The organism is uncultured Clostridium sp., assembly GCF_934754915.1.
Classification (GTDB): Bacteria; Bacillota; Clostridia; order Clostridiales; family Clostridiaceae; genus Clostridium.
In genome coordinates, this window is the sequence record NZ_CAKVKB010000001.1 from 69,359 (window position 1) to 85,951 (window position 16,593).

At 28.2% G+C, this 16,593-nt stretch carries 17 protein-coding genes; 1 reads left to right on the forward strand and 16 read right to left on the reverse strand.

Translation table 11 applies throughout. The annotated features are described in order from the left end of the window. Positions 1-28: 28 nt before the first annotated feature. The 3 genes from Q0F58_RS00280 to Q0F58_RS00290 form a co-directional block, all read right to left on the reverse strand. Positions 29-1,375, reverse strand: coding sequence for a sensor histidine kinase KdpD (locus tag Q0F58_RS00280; RefSeq protein WP_294370918.1), 1,347 nt, complete (start codon positions 1,373-1,375; stop codon positions 29-31). Then, positions 1,347-2,039 carry a response regulator transcription factor gene (locus Q0F58_RS00285; RefSeq protein ID WP_294370920.1) on the reverse strand — a complete coding sequence of 231 codons (693 nt, stop codon included), beginning with the start codon at positions 2,037-2,039 and terminating at the stop codon, positions 1,347-1,349. Before Q0F58_RS00285 ends, Q0F58_RS00280 begins: the two co-directional genes overlap by 29 nt. Before the next feature lie 70 nt (positions 2,040-2,109). Beyond that, entirely contained in the window at positions 2,110-2,835 is a 726-nt protein-coding gene (locus Q0F58_RS00290; protein ID WP_294370922.1) for a tetratricopeptide repeat protein, read from the reverse strand. Between the two features lie 621 nt (positions 2,836-3,456). On the opposite strand from Q0F58_RS00290, the gene Q0F58_RS00295 reads away from it, so the two are divergent. Next, positions 3,457-4,320 (forward strand): YitT family protein, encoded by an 864-nt coding sequence (locus Q0F58_RS00295; protein WP_294370923.1) that lies wholly within the window; start codon positions 3,457-3,459, stop codon positions 4,318-4,320. A gap of 89 nt (positions 4,321-4,409) precedes the next feature. Here Q0F58_RS00295 and Q0F58_RS00300 read toward each other — a convergent pair whose 3' ends face one another. The 13 genes from Q0F58_RS00300 to Q0F58_RS00360 form a co-directional block, all read right to left on the reverse strand. Beyond that, positions 4,410-4,967 (reverse strand): Fe-S-containing hydro-lyase, encoded by a 558-nt coding sequence (locus Q0F58_RS00300; RefSeq protein WP_294370925.1) that lies wholly within the window; start codon positions 4,965-4,967, stop codon positions 4,410-4,412. A 35-nt stretch (positions 4,968-5,002) separates the two neighbouring features. After that, positions 5,003-5,845, reverse strand: a complete 843-nt coding sequence (locus tag Q0F58_RS00305) for a fumarate hydratase (RefSeq protein WP_294370928.1) — start codon at positions 5,843-5,845, stop codon at positions 5,003-5,005. A 551-nt stretch (positions 5,846-6,396) separates the two neighbouring features. Next, entirely contained in the window at positions 6,397-7,053 is a 657-nt protein-coding gene (locus Q0F58_RS00310; protein WP_294370931.1) for an N-acetylmuramoyl-L-alanine amidase, read from the reverse strand. A 237-nt stretch (positions 7,054-7,290) separates the two neighbouring features. After that, complete coding sequence (locus tag Q0F58_RS00315) at positions 7,291-8,907, reverse strand: Na/Pi cotransporter family protein (protein ID WP_294370933.1); 1,617 nt, start codon at positions 8,905-8,907, stop codon at positions 7,291-7,293. Between the two features lie 505 nt (positions 8,908-9,412). Continuing rightward, positions 9,413-9,934 (reverse strand): nitroreductase, encoded by a 522-nt coding sequence (locus Q0F58_RS00320; protein WP_294370935.1) that lies wholly within the window; start codon positions 9,932-9,934, stop codon positions 9,413-9,415. Between the two features lie 367 nt (positions 9,935-10,301). Beyond that, positions 10,302-10,694: a 30S ribosomal protein S9 gene (rpsI, locus tag Q0F58_RS00325; RefSeq protein ID WP_294370937.1), complete on the reverse strand. Its 393-nt coding sequence runs from the start codon at positions 10,692-10,694 to the stop codon at positions 10,302-10,304. 25 nt (positions 10,695-10,719) lie between these two features. After that, positions 10,720-11,154: a 50S ribosomal protein L13 gene (gene rplM / locus Q0F58_RS00330; RefSeq protein WP_002582640.1), complete on the reverse strand. Its 435-nt coding sequence runs from the start codon at positions 11,152-11,154 to the stop codon at positions 10,720-10,722. A 157-nt stretch (positions 11,155-11,311) separates the two neighbouring features. Further along, complete coding sequence (gene truA / locus Q0F58_RS00335) at positions 11,312-12,046, reverse strand: tRNA pseudouridine(38-40) synthase TruA (RefSeq protein WP_294370940.1); 735 nt, start codon at positions 12,044-12,046, stop codon at positions 11,312-11,314. A gap of 384 nt (positions 12,047-12,430) precedes the next feature. After that, a complete protein-coding gene (locus Q0F58_RS00340; RefSeq protein WP_294370943.1) occupies positions 12,431-13,234 on the reverse strand; it encodes an energy-coupling factor transporter transmembrane protein EcfT in 804 nt (267 codons plus the stop codon). Positions 13,235-13,236: 2 nt separating this feature from the next. Then, positions 13,237-14,109: an energy-coupling factor transporter ATPase gene (locus Q0F58_RS00345; protein ID WP_294370945.1), complete on the reverse strand. Its 873-nt coding sequence runs from the start codon at positions 14,107-14,109 to the stop codon at positions 13,237-13,239. Further along, positions 14,085-14,948: an energy-coupling factor transporter ATPase gene (locus tag Q0F58_RS00350; RefSeq protein WP_294370948.1), complete on the reverse strand. Its 864-nt coding sequence runs from the start codon at positions 14,946-14,948 to the stop codon at positions 14,085-14,087. The genes Q0F58_RS00345 and Q0F58_RS00350 overlap by 25 nt, the downstream gene beginning before the upstream one ends. 300 nt (positions 14,949-15,248) lie before the next feature. Beyond that, positions 15,249-15,590 carry a 50S ribosomal protein L17 gene (gene rplQ / locus Q0F58_RS00355; RefSeq protein WP_293981005.1) on the reverse strand — a complete coding sequence of 114 codons (342 nt, stop codon included), beginning with the start codon at positions 15,588-15,590 and terminating at the stop codon, positions 15,249-15,251. Between the two features lie 12 nt (positions 15,591-15,602). Then, complete coding sequence (locus tag Q0F58_RS00360; protein ID WP_294370952.1) at positions 15,603-16,550, reverse strand: DNA-directed RNA polymerase subunit alpha; 948 nt, start codon at positions 16,548-16,550, stop codon at positions 15,603-15,605. Positions 16,551-16,593 lie beyond the last annotated feature (43 nt).

Here is a 16,593-nt window from a genome sequence, read left to right on the forward strand (position 1 = left end):
AATTTTTATTTATTAATATTTGTTATTCTTAAAGTGGAAGATTTATATAAATTTTAAACATATCTCCTTCTCTTTTTATTTGTATTATCCCTCCATGAAGTTCAATTATGCTTTTTGTTATAGCAAGCCCTAAACCAGATCCTTCTATCTTAGAATTTCTAGATTTATCTCCTCTTGCAAATCTTTCAAACATCTCATTTTCATTAAAATTCATTTCATAATTGGCAATATTTTTCATTGAGATTGTCACAAAACCATTACTCTTTTTTACATCTATATATACCCGTGTATTATCCAATGAATATTTAATTGAATTTATTATCAGATTTTCTATCGCTCTAGACATCATCTTTCCATCAAGTTCCATATATATTGCGTCTTCATCAGAAGTTACTTTAAATTGTAAATTTTTCTCTTCATAAAGAGTACTATATTCTCCAACTCCCTGATGAATAAGTGCAAGTATGTCTATAAGTTCTTTATTAATTTTTAATTTTCCACTATTTATCTTAGACATTTCAAATAAATCTTCTATAAGGGATTTTAATTTAAGAGATTTTCTCTCAAGTATTTCTATATAATCAGCACGTTCTTCTTCTGTTATATCTTTACTCTTTATTATATTTACATAATTTATTATAGATGTTAACGGAGTCTTTAAGTCATGTGAAACATTTGATATTAATTCTGTTTTCAATTTTTCATTATTAACTCCCTCTTCTAGTATTTCCTTATACCCAGCTTTTATTAAATTAATATTATGTGCAAGTTCTCGTATTGCAGGTGAACCATCAAGTATAATATCATCTTGAAGATTTCCTTCATTTACTTTTCTCAATGCTTCATTTACAACGCTTATATCTAAAGTTTTCTTGACACCATAAATAATTGTAAGGAATAAAATCACAATAATGAATATACTTCCTTTAAACGGATATGTTTGAAAAAATCTTACAAACATATTATTTTCATATCCTCCAGTAGCCAAGAAGTATAAATATGTTATTAAAACTATTAAACCAAGGGCTATAGAAACAATTAAAGTACTTCGTGTTTCCTTATATTTAAATCCATTTTTTAGTACAAAAACAACATTATTTATAATATCCGATTTTATTTTTGGCGATTTAGGATTTTTTTTAATTACCAAAATTATTTTAGTTATAAATATTAAGTTTATAACTGCAAGAAAAATTAATTCTTTAGTATTTTCTTTTATCTCCTGTACGGCTAACTGATGTTGTATTCTATTTGCCTGAGCATAATCTCCTAATGTTGAAAACAGCATTAGTGTTATTACCATAATTACAACTATATCAACAAAATAAATGCTTCCTATATATGCTTTAATCTTCCTTTTCAATCTTGTAACCAATACCCCACACCACCTTAATATATTCAGGCTCTTTAGTATTTATCTCAATTTTTTCCCTTATTCTTCGAATATGAACTGTTACTGTATTTTCACTCTTATAAAATATTTCTTCCCACACTTTTTCATATATTTCCTTTATAGAAAATACTTTTCCTAAATTTGATGCTAGCAGATGAAGAATTTTATATTCTGTTGCAGTAACTTTAATTTCTTCTCCTCTTACAGTTATTTTTTTAGCAACTGTGTCAATCACCAAATCCTTAACTTTAATAATATCCTTTCCTTCTTCTACATTTAAAGGTTTTTCATATCTTCTAAGCTGAGATTTTACTCTTGCTACCAATTCTAAATGATTAAATGGTTTTGTTATATAATCATCAGCACCTACATTTAATCCTAGAATTTTATCAGAATCTTCTCCCTTTGCTGAAAGCATTATTATAGGGAGATTCTGAGTTTCTCTTATTTTCAAACATGTTCTTATTCCATCAAGCTTAGGCATCATAACATCTAAAATTATTAAATGTATTTTTTCCTGTTCCAATATATCTAATGCCTGAAGTCCATCTTCAGCCTTAAATACATTTAAATTTTCACCTCTTAAATATATCTCTATTGCATCTCTTATTTCTTTTTCATCATCAACTACTAATACATTAAACATTATTTTCCCTCCTGCTCCCTCAAATAATATATTAAAATACAATTATTACAAAAATAAGTCATGAGACAATTTATTCAATAATCTCTTGAAATTCTTTAGAATTCCTTACTGGATCAAAATCCTCTTCTGTTTTAGCCTCTTCTTTTACAGCCTCATCCATTTCAATAGCTGTCTTCAAATATTTTACTGTATTCATAGAATCTCCTCTTCTTCCATATATAGAAGCAATTCCATAATAAGTCCAAACATAATCCTCTATTTCAAGTGCTTTGTTGTACCATTCAAGAGCTTCATCAAATTGGCCATATAATTCATACGTAAGTGCTTTATTAAATCTTCCATATCCATAATCTTTATTCATGGATAATGATATATCTATATCAGACATACCTCCTTGAAAATCCCCATTATATGCCTTTGCTATTCCTCTTATATTATATCCCATATAACTATCATGAAACTCATTTATTAATATATCTGCTTTATTGATTGCTTCTGAATAATCTCCTGAAAAAAATGTTTTATATGCTTCATTGTATAATTCTCTTTCTCTTTCTGAAATTGTTTCATTATCTTTTTTTGATATTTCATTAACTTTCAGTAACTCCTCCTCATTATTATGAGAATCAGATATTTCTGTTATATATTCCATCTTGTGTTCATTTTTCTGTTCATTATCCTTATTCTTAGGATTATTAACAAACTCATAAATTAGTATCCCAACTGAAATCAACACCAGTATTAACAAAATAATTTTCTTATGTTTTTCACTTCCAGGTAGTGATATCCTTCCCATATTATTTCTCCTTTTTCTTCTTTGTAATATAAATTAATTTGTATTGTATATTTTCATTCATAATTTATAATGTAATAGCAAAATTTTTACACATTTTCTTTATTATTATATTGTCTTATATATTTAAAACATATCTAACATATATTCACTATAATTTTAATTAAAATATTTCTAATAAATGCATCATTATCATGTAAATATAAATTTTTAAATAGGATATTTTCTTTAATATAAATATTATCTTATAAATAAGTACATAAATAATAATATAAAACTAAAATTTTTTAAATAAATAGTTCTATAAAATATATTATCATAAAAAAATGTTAATACGATATATCATGATTACTAATAAATCTAATTCACAGAAAAATTTTTTCATATTTTTAATTACTTTTCATTAAAAATATGTTAATATGATCAATACTTTTTTGCATATTTTTTTATACTTTATCCAACTTATTAATAGTCTTTCTCTAATATGTTTTTTGATTTTTTCTAGATATTGAATTTCACCTTATAAAATGTATTAATATATATTGCAATAGTTAACAAGCAATTTATAATTCAATAATGAATATTAACTATAATAAATAAAATATAATTCAAAGGAGCATTTTCATGGACACATATAATAAATACAAGACTAATATCATTGATATATTATTAATGTTTTTAGGCTGTATTATCGCATCTTTAGGCGTTAATGTCTTTTTATCTCATGCACAGCTTTTAAGTGGTGGTGCTACTGGTGTTGGATTACTTATAGAATACATCACCAATATTCCTGCTGGTATTACAGTATTTTTAATGAATATCCCTCTTCTTATAGTAAGTTTTAAAAAATTAAGCAGGTCATTTACAATCTACACTACAATAGGTATGCTTTCTTTATCAATTTCCCTTATGATAACAAAACCTATCGCATCTCTTATCAATATTGATGGACTTGATATACTTCTTTATTGTATATATGGTGGTGTAATGTGTGGAATTGGATATGGACTTGTATTTTCAAGAAATGGTTCAACTGGTGGAACTGATATAATAACAATGCTTATAAGAAAAAGGTATTCTAATTTTAACATAGGGAGTTTAGGATTTTCTTTAAATTTTATAATAATTATAATTGGTGCATTTATATTCGGTCTTCCTCAAGCATTATATACTCTTATTTCCCTTTTTATCCAAAGTCTTGTTTTAGATAAAATGCTTAAGGGATTCAGCAGCAAAAAACTCCTTCTTATTCTTACTAATAAAGAAGAAGCTGTTATTGATTATGTTATAAAGGATTTACACAGAGGTGTTACATCTTTATTTGCCGAAGGTGAATATACTCACGACAAAAAGAAAATGCTGTACTGCATTGTTACTGCTCGCCAAATGGTTGAATTAAAAAATGCTGTTCACCATATAGACCCAACTTCCTTTATAACAATTGTAGATATATCTGAAGTAAGAGGAAGAGGCTTTATGAATATTTAAAATTTTATCCACAATTTTATAGATAAAAACAAAAGTTATTCACAATTGAATTCATATTTGTGAATAACTCTTTTATATTATTATAAATATTATTTAACTGATTTTAGATAATCTTTCTGTCCTAATTCATAAAGATTATTCCCTTTTGAATCTATTATAACAACTAATGGCATATCTTTTACTTCCATTCTTCTTATTGCTTCTGCTCCTAAATCTTCATATGCTATAATTTCTGATTTTACTATGCTTTTTGCAATAAGTGCTGCCGCTCCACCAATAGCTCCAAAATAAACAGCTTTATTTCTTACTATTGCATCAATTACTTCTTGATTTCTAGCTCCCTTTCCAATCATCCCTTTAAGCCCTAAATCTAATAAGGTTGGTGCATATGCATCCATTCTATAACTTGTAGTAGGACCTGCTGATCCTATAACATTTCCTGGTTTTGCAGGTGATGGTCCAACATAATATATAGTTTCATCTTTTATATTTAATGGTAGCTCCTTACCTTGATTTAATAAATCTATAAGTCTTTTATGTGCTGCATCTCTTGCAGAATATATAACTCCACTTATCAATACACTATCTCCTGCTTTTAAGTCCTTTAATTTATCTGCAGTAAGAGGTGTCTGTAATTTTATTTCCATATTTTCTCCCCCAAATACTATGTAAATTCAAATTTCTATATTATTGCTTCTTTGTGTCTTGTAGCATGACAATTTATGTTAACTGCTACTGGAAGTCCTGCTATATGTGTAGGATATGTTTCTATATTAAGTCCTAATGCTGTAGTCTTTCCACCAAATCCTTGTGGACCAATGCCAAGTTTATTTATTTTTTCTAATAATTCTATTTCTAAGTCTCTATAAAATTCATCTTCATTACTTGTATTTACAGGTCTTATCAATGCCTTTTTAGCCAGATAAGCTGCTTTATCAAAAGTCCCCCCGATTCCAACACCTATAACCATTGGTGGGCATGGATTTGGACCGGCTGCTTTTACTGTTTCAATTATGAAATTTTTAACTCCTTCAAGTCCATCAGATGGTTTTAGCATTCCTATTCTACTCATATTCTCAGAACCGAATCCTTTTGGAGCTAAAGTTATCTTTATTTTATCTCCATCTACAATATCATAATATATTATTGCTGGAGTGTTGTCTTTTGTATTAACTCTTCTAATAGGATCTTCAACAACAGATTTTCTCAAAAATCCTTCCTCATATCCTCTTCTGACACCTTCATTTATAGCTTCTTCTAAGTTGCCCCCTATTAAATGAACATCTTGTCCTATCTCTAAAAATACACAAGCCATTCCTGTATCTTGACACATTGGCATTTCTTCATTGCATGCAATCTCAGAGTTTAAAATGATTTTATCAAGAACCTGACCTGCTAATTCATAAGTTTCTTCTTCTCTTGATTTTTTTAATGCTTCCTTTATATCTGCCCCTAAAAAATAATTAGCTTCAATTGAAAGTTTTTTAACTGCTTCTGTAATTAAAGCTACATTTACTTCACGCATTATAACAACTCCTCTACTTATTACTCTATTTAAGTTTAAAATTTTTTCTTTATATTTACAACTGTTAAATGAGTATTTTTTCAAGAAGCCCTTCTTAACTAAGTACCTATAATTTTATTTTCAATTAGATTTCATATTTATTAAATTTAAATACTATACTTAAATATGAGCAATACAGATTAAAGAGGAACTTTATGAATAATAAAAAATTTGATAAGCTTATATCATTTCTAATATATATGTTAACACTTTGTCTTATATATTTAATATTATATAATGCATATTTATTATTCAAAATCAATTATTCTTCAAACCCTCCACCTAAAAATAGTATAAATGTAGGCCCCATTCCTGTTGACTGTCTTAAAATTATATATTAAATAGGCTCATTAACATTTTTATATAAAAAGTTATCTATAAATAAAAATTTTCTAAAGAATGAAACTGTCCGTAAAAATTAAATCTCGCGATATACAATATCAAATACCTTAATTATCAGAGATATTATTATAGTAGCTGATTTTTTATGTGACAGTTTCATTTATATGAACTTATTTATCTTCAAAATATCTATCTAATCCACATTTAATTCCTTCTGCTATATTATCTTGATGTTCATCTGTTTTTAATTTTTCTTCTTCTTCTTTATTTGATAGAAAACCACACTCTACTATAACGCATGCTCCATCATATCCATCTCTTAATATTTTATATTGCTCTTTTGCTGCTTTTGCTACCCTCTTATTATTATCATTGATTTTTTCTTTTATAGTTTCCTGAATGCCTTCTGCTAATTCTCTACTTTTATCATTAGATGCATACCATACTTGAGCTCCAAAACAACTTGCTTTAGGGAACATATTCTGATGTATTGAAATAAATGCTTCACATTTAGTTTCTTTTTTCATATTGCACCTTTTAGTTAAATCTTCCACCTTCTTCTTATCAAGCTGTATATCTTCATCTCTTGTCATATATACTATATATCCAGAATCCTTTAACTTATTCTTCAACTTATTAGCTATTGAGAGATTTATGTCTTTTTCAATTGTTCCATTTTTAGATTTTGCACCGCCATCAATTCCTCCATGACCTGCATCTATAAGAATAATATGCTGAATTTTTTCATCTTCTGCAAAAACTTTTATTGGCAAACTAAAAATAATAAAAAAAATACAGATTAAGGATATAATCTTTTTCAATTCCATTTCAATTTCTCCTTTTTATATAATTACTCTCTAAATAGTGTCTTCACTAAAACACTATTTATTCACAAATAACATTTTAAAATTTTATATATTACAAGATAAATTTACATTTATAATTTATCTAACACATATAAAAACACCAAAGAAATCCTGAAAAGATCTCATCCTTTATTATCAATTATAATATATAAGGAAAAGAGGATTCCTAAAATTTAGAAATCCTCTTTTCTATTAATCTTAATCAGTATAATTTTCTAATACACTTTCAGTTATATTCGTTGAATGATCACCAATTCTCTCAAACGCACTTATTAAATCCAAGAAAATTGCTCCTGCAAAAGCATTACATTTACCATCATATAATCTTTGAATATGCTTTTCTCTATAACCTTTTTGATATGCATCAATTTTATCTTCTACTTCTAAAATACTTTTAGCCTTTGTTATATCTCTATTTACATATGAATCTATAGCTATTTCTAAAGACTTTAATGTTAAATTATATATTTCATATAACTCATTAAGTGCATCCTGGCTATACTTTAATTTTTTATTTATTTTTTCAATAGACAAATCTGCTATATTTTCAGCATGATCACCTATTCTTTCAATATCTATTACTACATGGAATGTTGAAGCAACTATTCCTTTTTCTCTATCTGATAAATCACATTTTGATAATTTAACTAAATATTCAGTAATGCTAGATTCAAGTATATTTATTATTTCTTCATTTTCGTATACTTTTTTAATTAGTGCTTCATCACCTTCAACAAATGCTTTCATAGATAATTCTAAATTTTCTTTAGCTTTATTAGCCATTCTTATAGTTTCCTTAATAACTTGACCAGCTGCTATGACTGGAGTTTCTAAAACCCTATCATCAATATATTTAGGCCCGATTTTTTCAGGCTTTTCTTCACAAGGTATTACCTTATTTATAAATTTTATTATATAACTGCTAAATGGTAATAATAATGCTGTATTAGCTACATTAAATACCGTATGCGCATTTGCAATCTGTCTGCTCACATTATCAGGACTAATATATTGAACTATTCTCGCTATAATACCTATGAATGGCAAGAAAACAATAGTTCCAACTATATTAAATATTAAATGTAATAATGCTGCTTTATGAGCTGTCTTGTTAGTTCCAATACTAGCAAGTATTGCTGTTATACATGTACCTATATTACATCCAAAAACTATTGGTAATGCTAAATCAATGTTTATCAAACCAGTTGAAGCTAATGCAATCAATATACCAGTTGTTGCTGATGAACTTTGTAATAATGCTGTAATAGCAGTACCAGATATAATACCTACAAACCAATTATCTCCAATTGCAAGTAATACATCTGCAAACATTGGAGATGCAGCTAATGGTTCCATTGCAGCACTCATAGAACCCATGCCAGTAAATAATATACCAAATCCTAAAATTATGTTACCTATTTCTTTTCTCTTTTTAGCTTTAGCAAACATGACAAATGCTGCCCCAACAAAAACAAATATTGGTGAAATCTGATCAAGTTTAAATGCTACAAGTTGAGCTGTAATAGTTGTACCTATATTAGCTCCCATTATAACTCCTGCTGCTTGTGCCAGAGTCATAAGTCCAGCATTAACAAAACCAACTACCATAACAGTAGTAGCACTACTACTTTGAATAACAGCTGTTACAATCGCTCCTATTCCTACACCCATTAAACGATTACTTGTTACTTTTTCAAGAATATTTTTAAGTCCTTCCCCAGCAGCGTTCTCTAATCCATCTCCCATTAATTTCATACCATAAATAAATAGACCTAATCCACCCATTAATTGAATAATAACCTTTATCGTATCCACAACTTATTCTCCTTCGGTAATTTATTTATTTGCTTTTTACAAATTAAGTTTATCGTAAATTTAACCTATTGTTAATATTTTGTTTCAAATTTTAACATACATTTAATATAAGCTGTATTTTAATTGAATTTTTTCCGTATTATTCAATATTATATTTCTTTTATTTTAACGTATTTGATAAAATTTGATTTTTCTTCTTCTAATTTTCATCATTTCCTACACATAAAGAACTTCAGATGTTAAATACTTAAAGCTATAAACTTTTTATATATTTTTAATTTTATTTACTACTTTTAATTATCAAATATTATAATTTACATTCTTTATATAATATAATGTGTTAAATTGAACTAAAATATTCAGCTAATTAAACTTATCCATATTAATATATTTTCATAATATAAAGACAAAAGGCACACATTCATTTCTGAATATATACCTTTTAACCTTTTATAGAATAATCCGATTGTTATTAAAAATATGAGTTAATAAAACTCCACATACATTATTCAATATAATAAACATAATTATCTTTTCTTGGTGATGCTTTTGGAATATCTCCATCTGCATATCCTAAAATACAATGTCCAATCCCCTCATATTCTCCTTCAATTCTAAGGGATTTTAGAATCTCTTTCCCTTCTGGGCGTTCAAATTCTTCCTTAGCTCTATGTATCCAACAGCTTCCAATTCCAAGATCATGAGCTGCCAACATTAAATTGGCCATAACAAGGCTTCCATCATAAATATGATTAGGTATAGCTTTATTAACTAGTACTATTAATACAACTGGAGCTCCATAAAATGGATCACCTTCTGTTCCCATAATTTCAGCATTCAGTTTTGAAAGTTTATCCCTAAGTTCTTTATTGGTTACTGCAATAATTATAGGAGACTGTCTATTTCTAGCTGTAGGCGCATAAGTACCTGCTGTAACAATCTTATCAATAATTTCTTTAGGAACCATATCTGGTTTATATTTTCTTATACTTCTTCTTGTTTTTATTTTCTCTAATAAATCACTCATTCTATGTACACCTCCTATGTATAGTATACACCTTACATATTTTTCTTTTCAAATTAATTATTCCTAATATATTACAATTAACAATGGACACTGAAAGTCGAAATCTTTTCAAAATTTCTTTAATTATTATGTAGCTTTATTTATTGAAACATATATTAAATATTCATAATATGAGTTAAATTCATATTCAATTTTTTTCTGAAATAAATTATGCTTTAATTTATAAAAATATTCATAAATTGAAAAGCAATAGAATTAATATAAGAATTTGTTACTTATAGATAAAAAAAGACTTGTTTTCATAAAATTTTATATAAAAGAAAATCCCACGAATACTGCATTCGTAGGATTTTTTTGACTCCAAAAACTATCTCTTTGAGAATTGAGGAGCTCTTCTTGCTTTTTTAAGACCGTATTTCTTTCTTTCCTTCATTCTTGGATCTCTAGTTAAGAATCCAGCCTTCTTTAAATCTGATTTTAAAGCTTCATCAGATTTAACTAATGCTCTAGCTATACCATGTCTGATAGCTCCAGCTTGACCTGTGAATCCACCACCGTGAACATTAACTAAAACATCAAACTTATCTTTAGTTCCAGTTAAAACTAATGGTTGATTTACAATAACTCTTAAAGTTTCTAAACCAAAAAAGTTTTCTATTTCTCTTTTATTTACAACAACCTTACCATTTCCTGGTACAAGTCTTACTCTTGCAACTGATTTTTTTCTTCTTCCAGTTCCCATGTATTGAACTTTTGCCATTTTTATTCCTCCTCCCGAGTATATATTAGTATCTTAACTCAAGTACTTCTGGTTTTTGAGCTGCATGATTATGTTCAGCACCTCTGTATACATTTAATTTCTTTAACATTTGTCTTCCTAATACGCCTGTTGGAAGCATTCTTCTTACTGCTTCTTCAAAAGCGAATTCAGGTTTCTTATCTAATACTACTCTATATGGAGTTTCTTTTAATCCGCCTGGGTAAAGACTATGCTTTCTCATTAATTTTTGATCTAACTTCTTACCAGTTAAAACTACCTTTTCTGCGTTTATTACTATAACGAAGTCTCCGCAGTCAACATTAGGTGTAAAAGTTGGCTTATTTTTTCCTCTTAAAATTGAAGCAACTTGGCTAGCAACTCTACCTAGTGGCTTACCAGCAGCATCAACAACATACCATTTTCTTTCGATTTCACTTGCTTTAGCAATGTATGATTTCATCTGTTTCCCTCCCTGAACTTACATTAATATTTACTTATCTAAAGTAAAATTGTTTATGTCAAGACCCGGGGCTAGTGGATCTTATATACATAAATGATTTAACAAACATATATTATTATAATACACGCTTACGGGCGTGTCAACAATTTTTTGGCATTTAATAAAAAACTTTTTCTAGGACTAATCCATTAGGTGGAACCACCATTCCTGCACGTTTTCTATTGCCTTCAAGTATTATATCTCTTATATCTTCAGGTTTCAACTTCTTATTTCCAACTTTAATTAATGTTCCTACTATTATTCGTACCATATTATATAAAAATCCATCAGCACTTACATATACTTTTATTTTCTCTCCTTTTTGTTCTATATGAAGATCTGTTATAGTACGTACTGTAGTTTTTATAGAACTTCCAGGAGACATAAATGCCTTAAAATCATGTGTTCCTATAAAATATTTACAAGCTTTCTTCATATCATCAACATTTAGATCATGTCTCCAGTGATAAACATATTGATGACCAAAAGAAACTCTCTCATATCTATGAATTATTGTATATGAATAAGTTTTTCCCTTTGATGAATATCTTGCATGAAATTCTTCTGGAACCTCTTCAGATTTTATTATAGAAACATCCTTTGGTAAACGTATGTTTAATGCTTCCCTGAATTTTTCTCCTGGGATAGTACTATTAGTGAAAAAATTAGCCACCATAGCCTTAGCATGAACCCCTGAATCAGTTCTAGAGCTTCCATTAACAATAATTTTTTCTCCTGTTGCTTTAAATATTGCTTCCTCAATTACAGCCTGAACAGTTCTTCCGTTAGGCTGTTTCTGCCATCCACAAAATTCACTTCCATCAAATTCAATTATTAATTTTATGTTTCTCATTTTATTCCTCTTATTAATCTATTTTCTATCAGATCATAATGTAATACTATAATCGCTTATTTAACATTAACAATTTATTTTTACAATCATATTGATATATTTTAATAACAAATTCACTTTTTTAAATAAAGATTCTATTTCATTTATACAGAATAACATTAGAATTATACATTATTAATTACAGTATATATCTAAAACTTCTTCTGTAAATACATTTAGTATATTACAAAATGGTTAAAATAAAAACAATGATGTTGAAATTATTGGAATTAACACAAAAAATTTCAACATCATATCAAAGCATTTTATTATATATTCTAATTGCTAATTGACTACTACTATTTAGCTATAACAATTTATCATTTTGATAATTAAATAAATATCCTATAAAACAAATCTAACTACAAAAGACCATATCATTATCAGTCCAAATATAATAAATGCAATTGTATCTTTAGATGTAAACTTGAGAACTTTCATTCTAGTTCTTCCTGCTCCACCTCTATAACCTCTTGCTTCCATTGCCATAGCTAGCTCATCTGCTCTTCTAAAAGAACTTATAAACAATGGTATTAGTAATGGTACAAGACTTTTTGCTTTTTGTATTATTCCACCTGATTCAAAATCTGCACCTCTAGCTTTTTGCGCTTTCATTATCTTATCAGTTTCATCAATTAATGTAGGAATAAATCTTAAAGCAATAGTCATCATCATTGCAAGTTCATGTGCAATTTCTTTACCAATAGGTCTCAATAACTTTTCAATACCATCTGTAAGTTCTATTGGAGATGTTGTCAAAGTTAATAATGATGTACCTATTATTAATAAAACTAACCTTATAGCCATAAAAGCTGCTGTTTGAAGTCCTTCTACATAAATAGATAAAAAGCCAAATTTATATAGCAAGGTTTCAGGAGTTCCCTTAATCATAAATACATTTAAAACAGCTGTAAATACAACTAGTAACAATATAGGTTTTAAACCATTAACAATAAATCTAAAAGGAATTTTAGCAATTAAAATTACTGCTAATAAAAATCCAATTACTATAGTATACCCAATAAATTTATTTATTATAAACAAACACACTATAAATAATAACGAAATTAATATTTTTGTTCTAGGATCTAATTTATGAATAAAAGACTCACCTGGCAGATATTGTCCTATTGTAATATCCTTTAACACGTTTATTTATCCTCCTTTGCATTATCTGAAGCAAAAAGAGAAAGAATTGCTTTTTTAGCTTCTTCTATAGTAAATATGCTATCAGAAATATCAAATCCTTTTGCTCTCAATTCTCTTACTAAATAAGTAACCTGAGGTACAGCAAGACCTATACTTTCAAGTTTATCTACTTCTTTAAATACTTCTGCTGGAGTTCCTTGAAGAGCTACCTTGCCATGATTCATTACAATAATTCTCTCTGCAATATTAGCTACATCCTCCATACTATGACTTACAATTATAACTGTCATATTATAATCCTTGTGTAATTTCTTTATTTGACCTAGAATATCATCTCTTCCCTTTGGATCTAATCCAGCTGTAGGTTCATCTAATATCAATGTTGTTGGCTCCATAGCTATAACACCAGCTATTGCTACTCTTCTTTTTTGACCTCCACTTAAATCAAATGGTGATCTATCTTTATAAGTTTCATAATCAAGTCCTACCATTTCCATTGATTTTTTTACTCTTTCAGTAATTTCGTCTTCTGATAATCCTAAATTTCTTGGCCCAAATTCAATATCTTTAGCGATAGTTTCTTCAAAAATCTGATATTCTGGATATTGAAATACTAATCCTACTTTTTTTCTTATATCTGTTAATTTTATATTTTTATCAGTTATATCAACACCATCAACAATAATTTTCCCACTAGATGCCTCAATTAATCCATTAAAGTGCTGTATAAGTGTTGATTTACCTGAGCCAGTATGTCCTATTAACGCAACAAAATCACCATCATTAATCTCTATAGATACATTATCTAAAGCCACTTTTTCAAAAGGACTCTTAGGCATATAAATATGTGTTAAATTTTCTGTTTTAATTGACATAACTCATTCACCATCTCATCTACATTAAGTATTTTTTCATTTATATCTAAACCAGCCTTTTTTAATTCATAAGCAAGTTCAGTCACTTGTGGAACATCTAATCCAATTTTTTTCATATGATCGACTTGTGGAAATATTTCTCTAGGTGTGCCTTCCATCATAATATGGCCTCCATCAATAACCACAATTCTATCAGCTTGTGCTGCTTCATCCATATAGTGAGTTATAAGAACTACTGTTATTCCATGTTTTTCATTAAGTTCTTTTATTGTTTTCATGACTTCTTTTCTTCCTGATGGATCAAGCATTGCTGTAGGTTCATCAAAAATAATGCATTGTGGCTGTATAGCAAGTATACCAGCTATTGCAACCCTCTGCTTCTGGCCACCTGATAAAAGATGTGGTGCATGTCTTTTATATTCACTCATACCTACCTTTTCTAAACTTTCATCAACTCTTTTACGAATCTCCTTTGGATCAATCCCCAAATTTTCAGGTCCAAATGCTACATCTTCTTCTACTATTGTTGCTACAAGCTGATTATCTGGATTTTGAAAGACCATACCTGCTTTAGCTCTTATATCCCAAACGTTATTTGGATCTTTTGTATCAAGGCCATCTACTAAAACTGTTCCTTCTGTAGGAATTACTAAAGCATTCATATGTTTAGCCATTGTAGATTTTCCTGAACCGTTGTGCCCTAAAATAACTAAAAATTCACCTTTATTGACTTGAAGATTAATACCCTTTACTGCATATCTTTCTTCTGTCTTACCGTCCTCTGTATTTTTAATATATTTAAAAGATACATTTGTGCATTGTATCATTGCATCTTTCATCATATGACCTCCATGAAGTATTAATTTATTATACAAGTGTTCATTAGCAATTTGCATAAATATTTAATTAATAGTTTTATTATATACTAAATTTATATATTTTCAATAAAAACACTGGGTTTTATAAAATTTCAAAACATTTCTATAATAAATTATTATACTTATAAATTAGTTCAATATTAAATCGTTTAGATTTAAATGTATATACTTTAATATCTAAAGAATCCAGTATTTATATCCATTCTCCATACTTTTAAATATAAAAACAGGGATTAAGTTTCCTTAATCCCTAAAAATATATTATACTAATTCAAGTATAACTATTTCAGCTCCGTCCCCTCTTCTAGGACCTTTTTTAATTATTCTAGTATATCCGCCGTTTCTTTCAGCATACTTTGGAGCTACATTGTCGAATAAGTTTTTAACAACTAATTCTTCTTGAACATAAGCTAACACTTGTCTTCTAGCATGAAGATCTCCTCTCTTACCAAGAGTAATCATTTTTTCAGCTATAGATCTAGTTTCTTTAGCTCTTGTTTCAGTTGTTTCGATCTTACCATGTTTTAATAAGCTAGTAACAAGATTTCTTAGCATAGCTTTTCTTTGATCTGTAGGAAGACCTAATTTACGATAACCTGCCATGGATTTACCTCCTTACTCTTCACTTAACTTTAGGCATAAACCTAATTCTTTAAGCTTTCTTTCAACTTCTTCTAAAGATTTCTTTCCTAGATTTCTTACTTTCATCATATCGTCCATAGACTTAGTAGCAAGTTCTTGAACTGTGTTTATTCCAGCTCTCTTTAAACAGTTATATGATCTAACTGATAAATCAAGTTCTTCAACAGTCATTTCTAGGACTTTTTCTTTCTTATCTTCTTCTTTTTCAACCATTACTTCAATGTCATTAGTATTATCTGTTAATGACATGAATAATTTAAAGTGTTCGATAAGTATTTTGGCTGATAAACTAATAGCTTCATCTATTTTGATTGTTCCATTAGTCCAAATTTCTAAAGTTAATTTATCATAATCAGTAATTTGACCAACTCTTGTGTTGTCAACAGTAAAATTAACTCTTTTTACTGGTGTATAGATAGAATCAACTGCAATTGCAGAAATTGGTAGATCATCACTCTTATTTTTATTTTGAGTAACATAACCTCTTCCATTGTTTACTGTTAATTCCATATAAAGTCTGCCATCAGCATCTAAAGTTGCAATATGTAAATCCTTATTAACAACTTCAACATCTCCGTCAGTCTTTATATCAGCTCCAGTAACTTCTCCTGGTCCTTTAGCATCGATATAAATAACCTTTGGACCTTCACCATTCATTCTTAAAGCTAAAGATTTAATATTAAGAATTAATTCAGTAACATCTTCTTTAACTCCTTGAACAGTAGAAAACTCATGTAAAACTCCATCTATCTTAACAGAAGTTGGCGCCACTCCTGGAAGAGATGATAATAATATTCTTCTTAAGGCATTTCCTAATGTAATACCATATCCTCTTTCAAGTGGCTCAACAACATATTTACCATATGTACCATCTTCATTAGATTCTATACATTCGATTATTGGCTTTTCGATTTCTAACATTGACAAACCCTCCCTATATTATAAATGGCAACCTTATTATGAG

Coding starts and splice junctions, on each gene's coding strand:
- Q0F58_RS00285 (WP_294370920.1), bottom strand. CDS start 2,039: ATGTTTAATGTATTAGTAGTTGATGATGAAAAAGAAATAAGAGATGCA.
- Q0F58_RS00350 (WP_294370948.1), bottom strand. CDS start 14,948: ATGAAAGATGCAATGATACAATGCACAAATGTATCTTTTAAATATATT.
- Q0F58_RS00300 (WP_294370925.1), bottom strand. CDS start 4,967: ATGGAAATAAAATTACAGACACCTCTTACTGCAGATAAATTAAAGGAC.
- Q0F58_RS00345 (WP_294370945.1), bottom strand. CDS start 14,109: ATGTCAATTAAAACAGAAAATTTAACACATATTTATATGCCTAAGAGT.
- Q0F58_RS00305 (WP_294370928.1), bottom strand. CDS start 5,845: ATGCGTGAAGTAAATGTAGCTTTAATTACAGAAGCAGTTAAAAAACTT.
- Q0F58_RS00310 (WP_294370931.1), bottom strand. CDS start 7,053: ATGGAATTGAAAAAGATTATATCCTTAATCTGTATTTTTTTTATTATT.
- rpsI (WP_294370937.1), bottom strand. CDS start 10,694: ATGGCAAAAGTTCAATACATGGGAACTGGAAGAAGAAAAAAATCAGTT.
- rplM (WP_002582640.1), bottom strand. CDS start 11,154: ATGAAATCATACATTGCTAAAGCAAGTGAAATCGAAAGAAAATGGTAT.
- rplQ (WP_293981005.1), bottom strand. CDS start 15,590: ATGGCAGGTTATCGTAAATTAGGTCTTCCTACAGATCAAAGAAAAGCT.
- truA (WP_294370940.1), bottom strand. CDS start 12,046: ATGAGAAACATAAAATTAATAATTGAATTTGATGGAAGTGAATTTTGT.
- Q0F58_RS00290 (WP_294370922.1), bottom strand. CDS start 2,835: ATGGGAAGGATATCACTACCTGGAAGTGAAAAACATAAGAAAATTATT.
- Q0F58_RS00295 (WP_294370923.1), top strand. CDS start 3,457: ATGGACACATATAATAAATACAAGACTAATATCATTGATATATTATTA.
- Q0F58_RS00360 (WP_294370952.1), bottom strand. CDS start 16,550: ATGTTAGAAATCGAAAAGCCAATAATCGAATGTATAGAATCTAATGAA.
- Q0F58_RS00320 (WP_294370935.1), bottom strand. CDS start 9,934: ATGAGTGATTTATTAGAGAAAATAAAAACAAGAAGAAGTATAAGAAAA.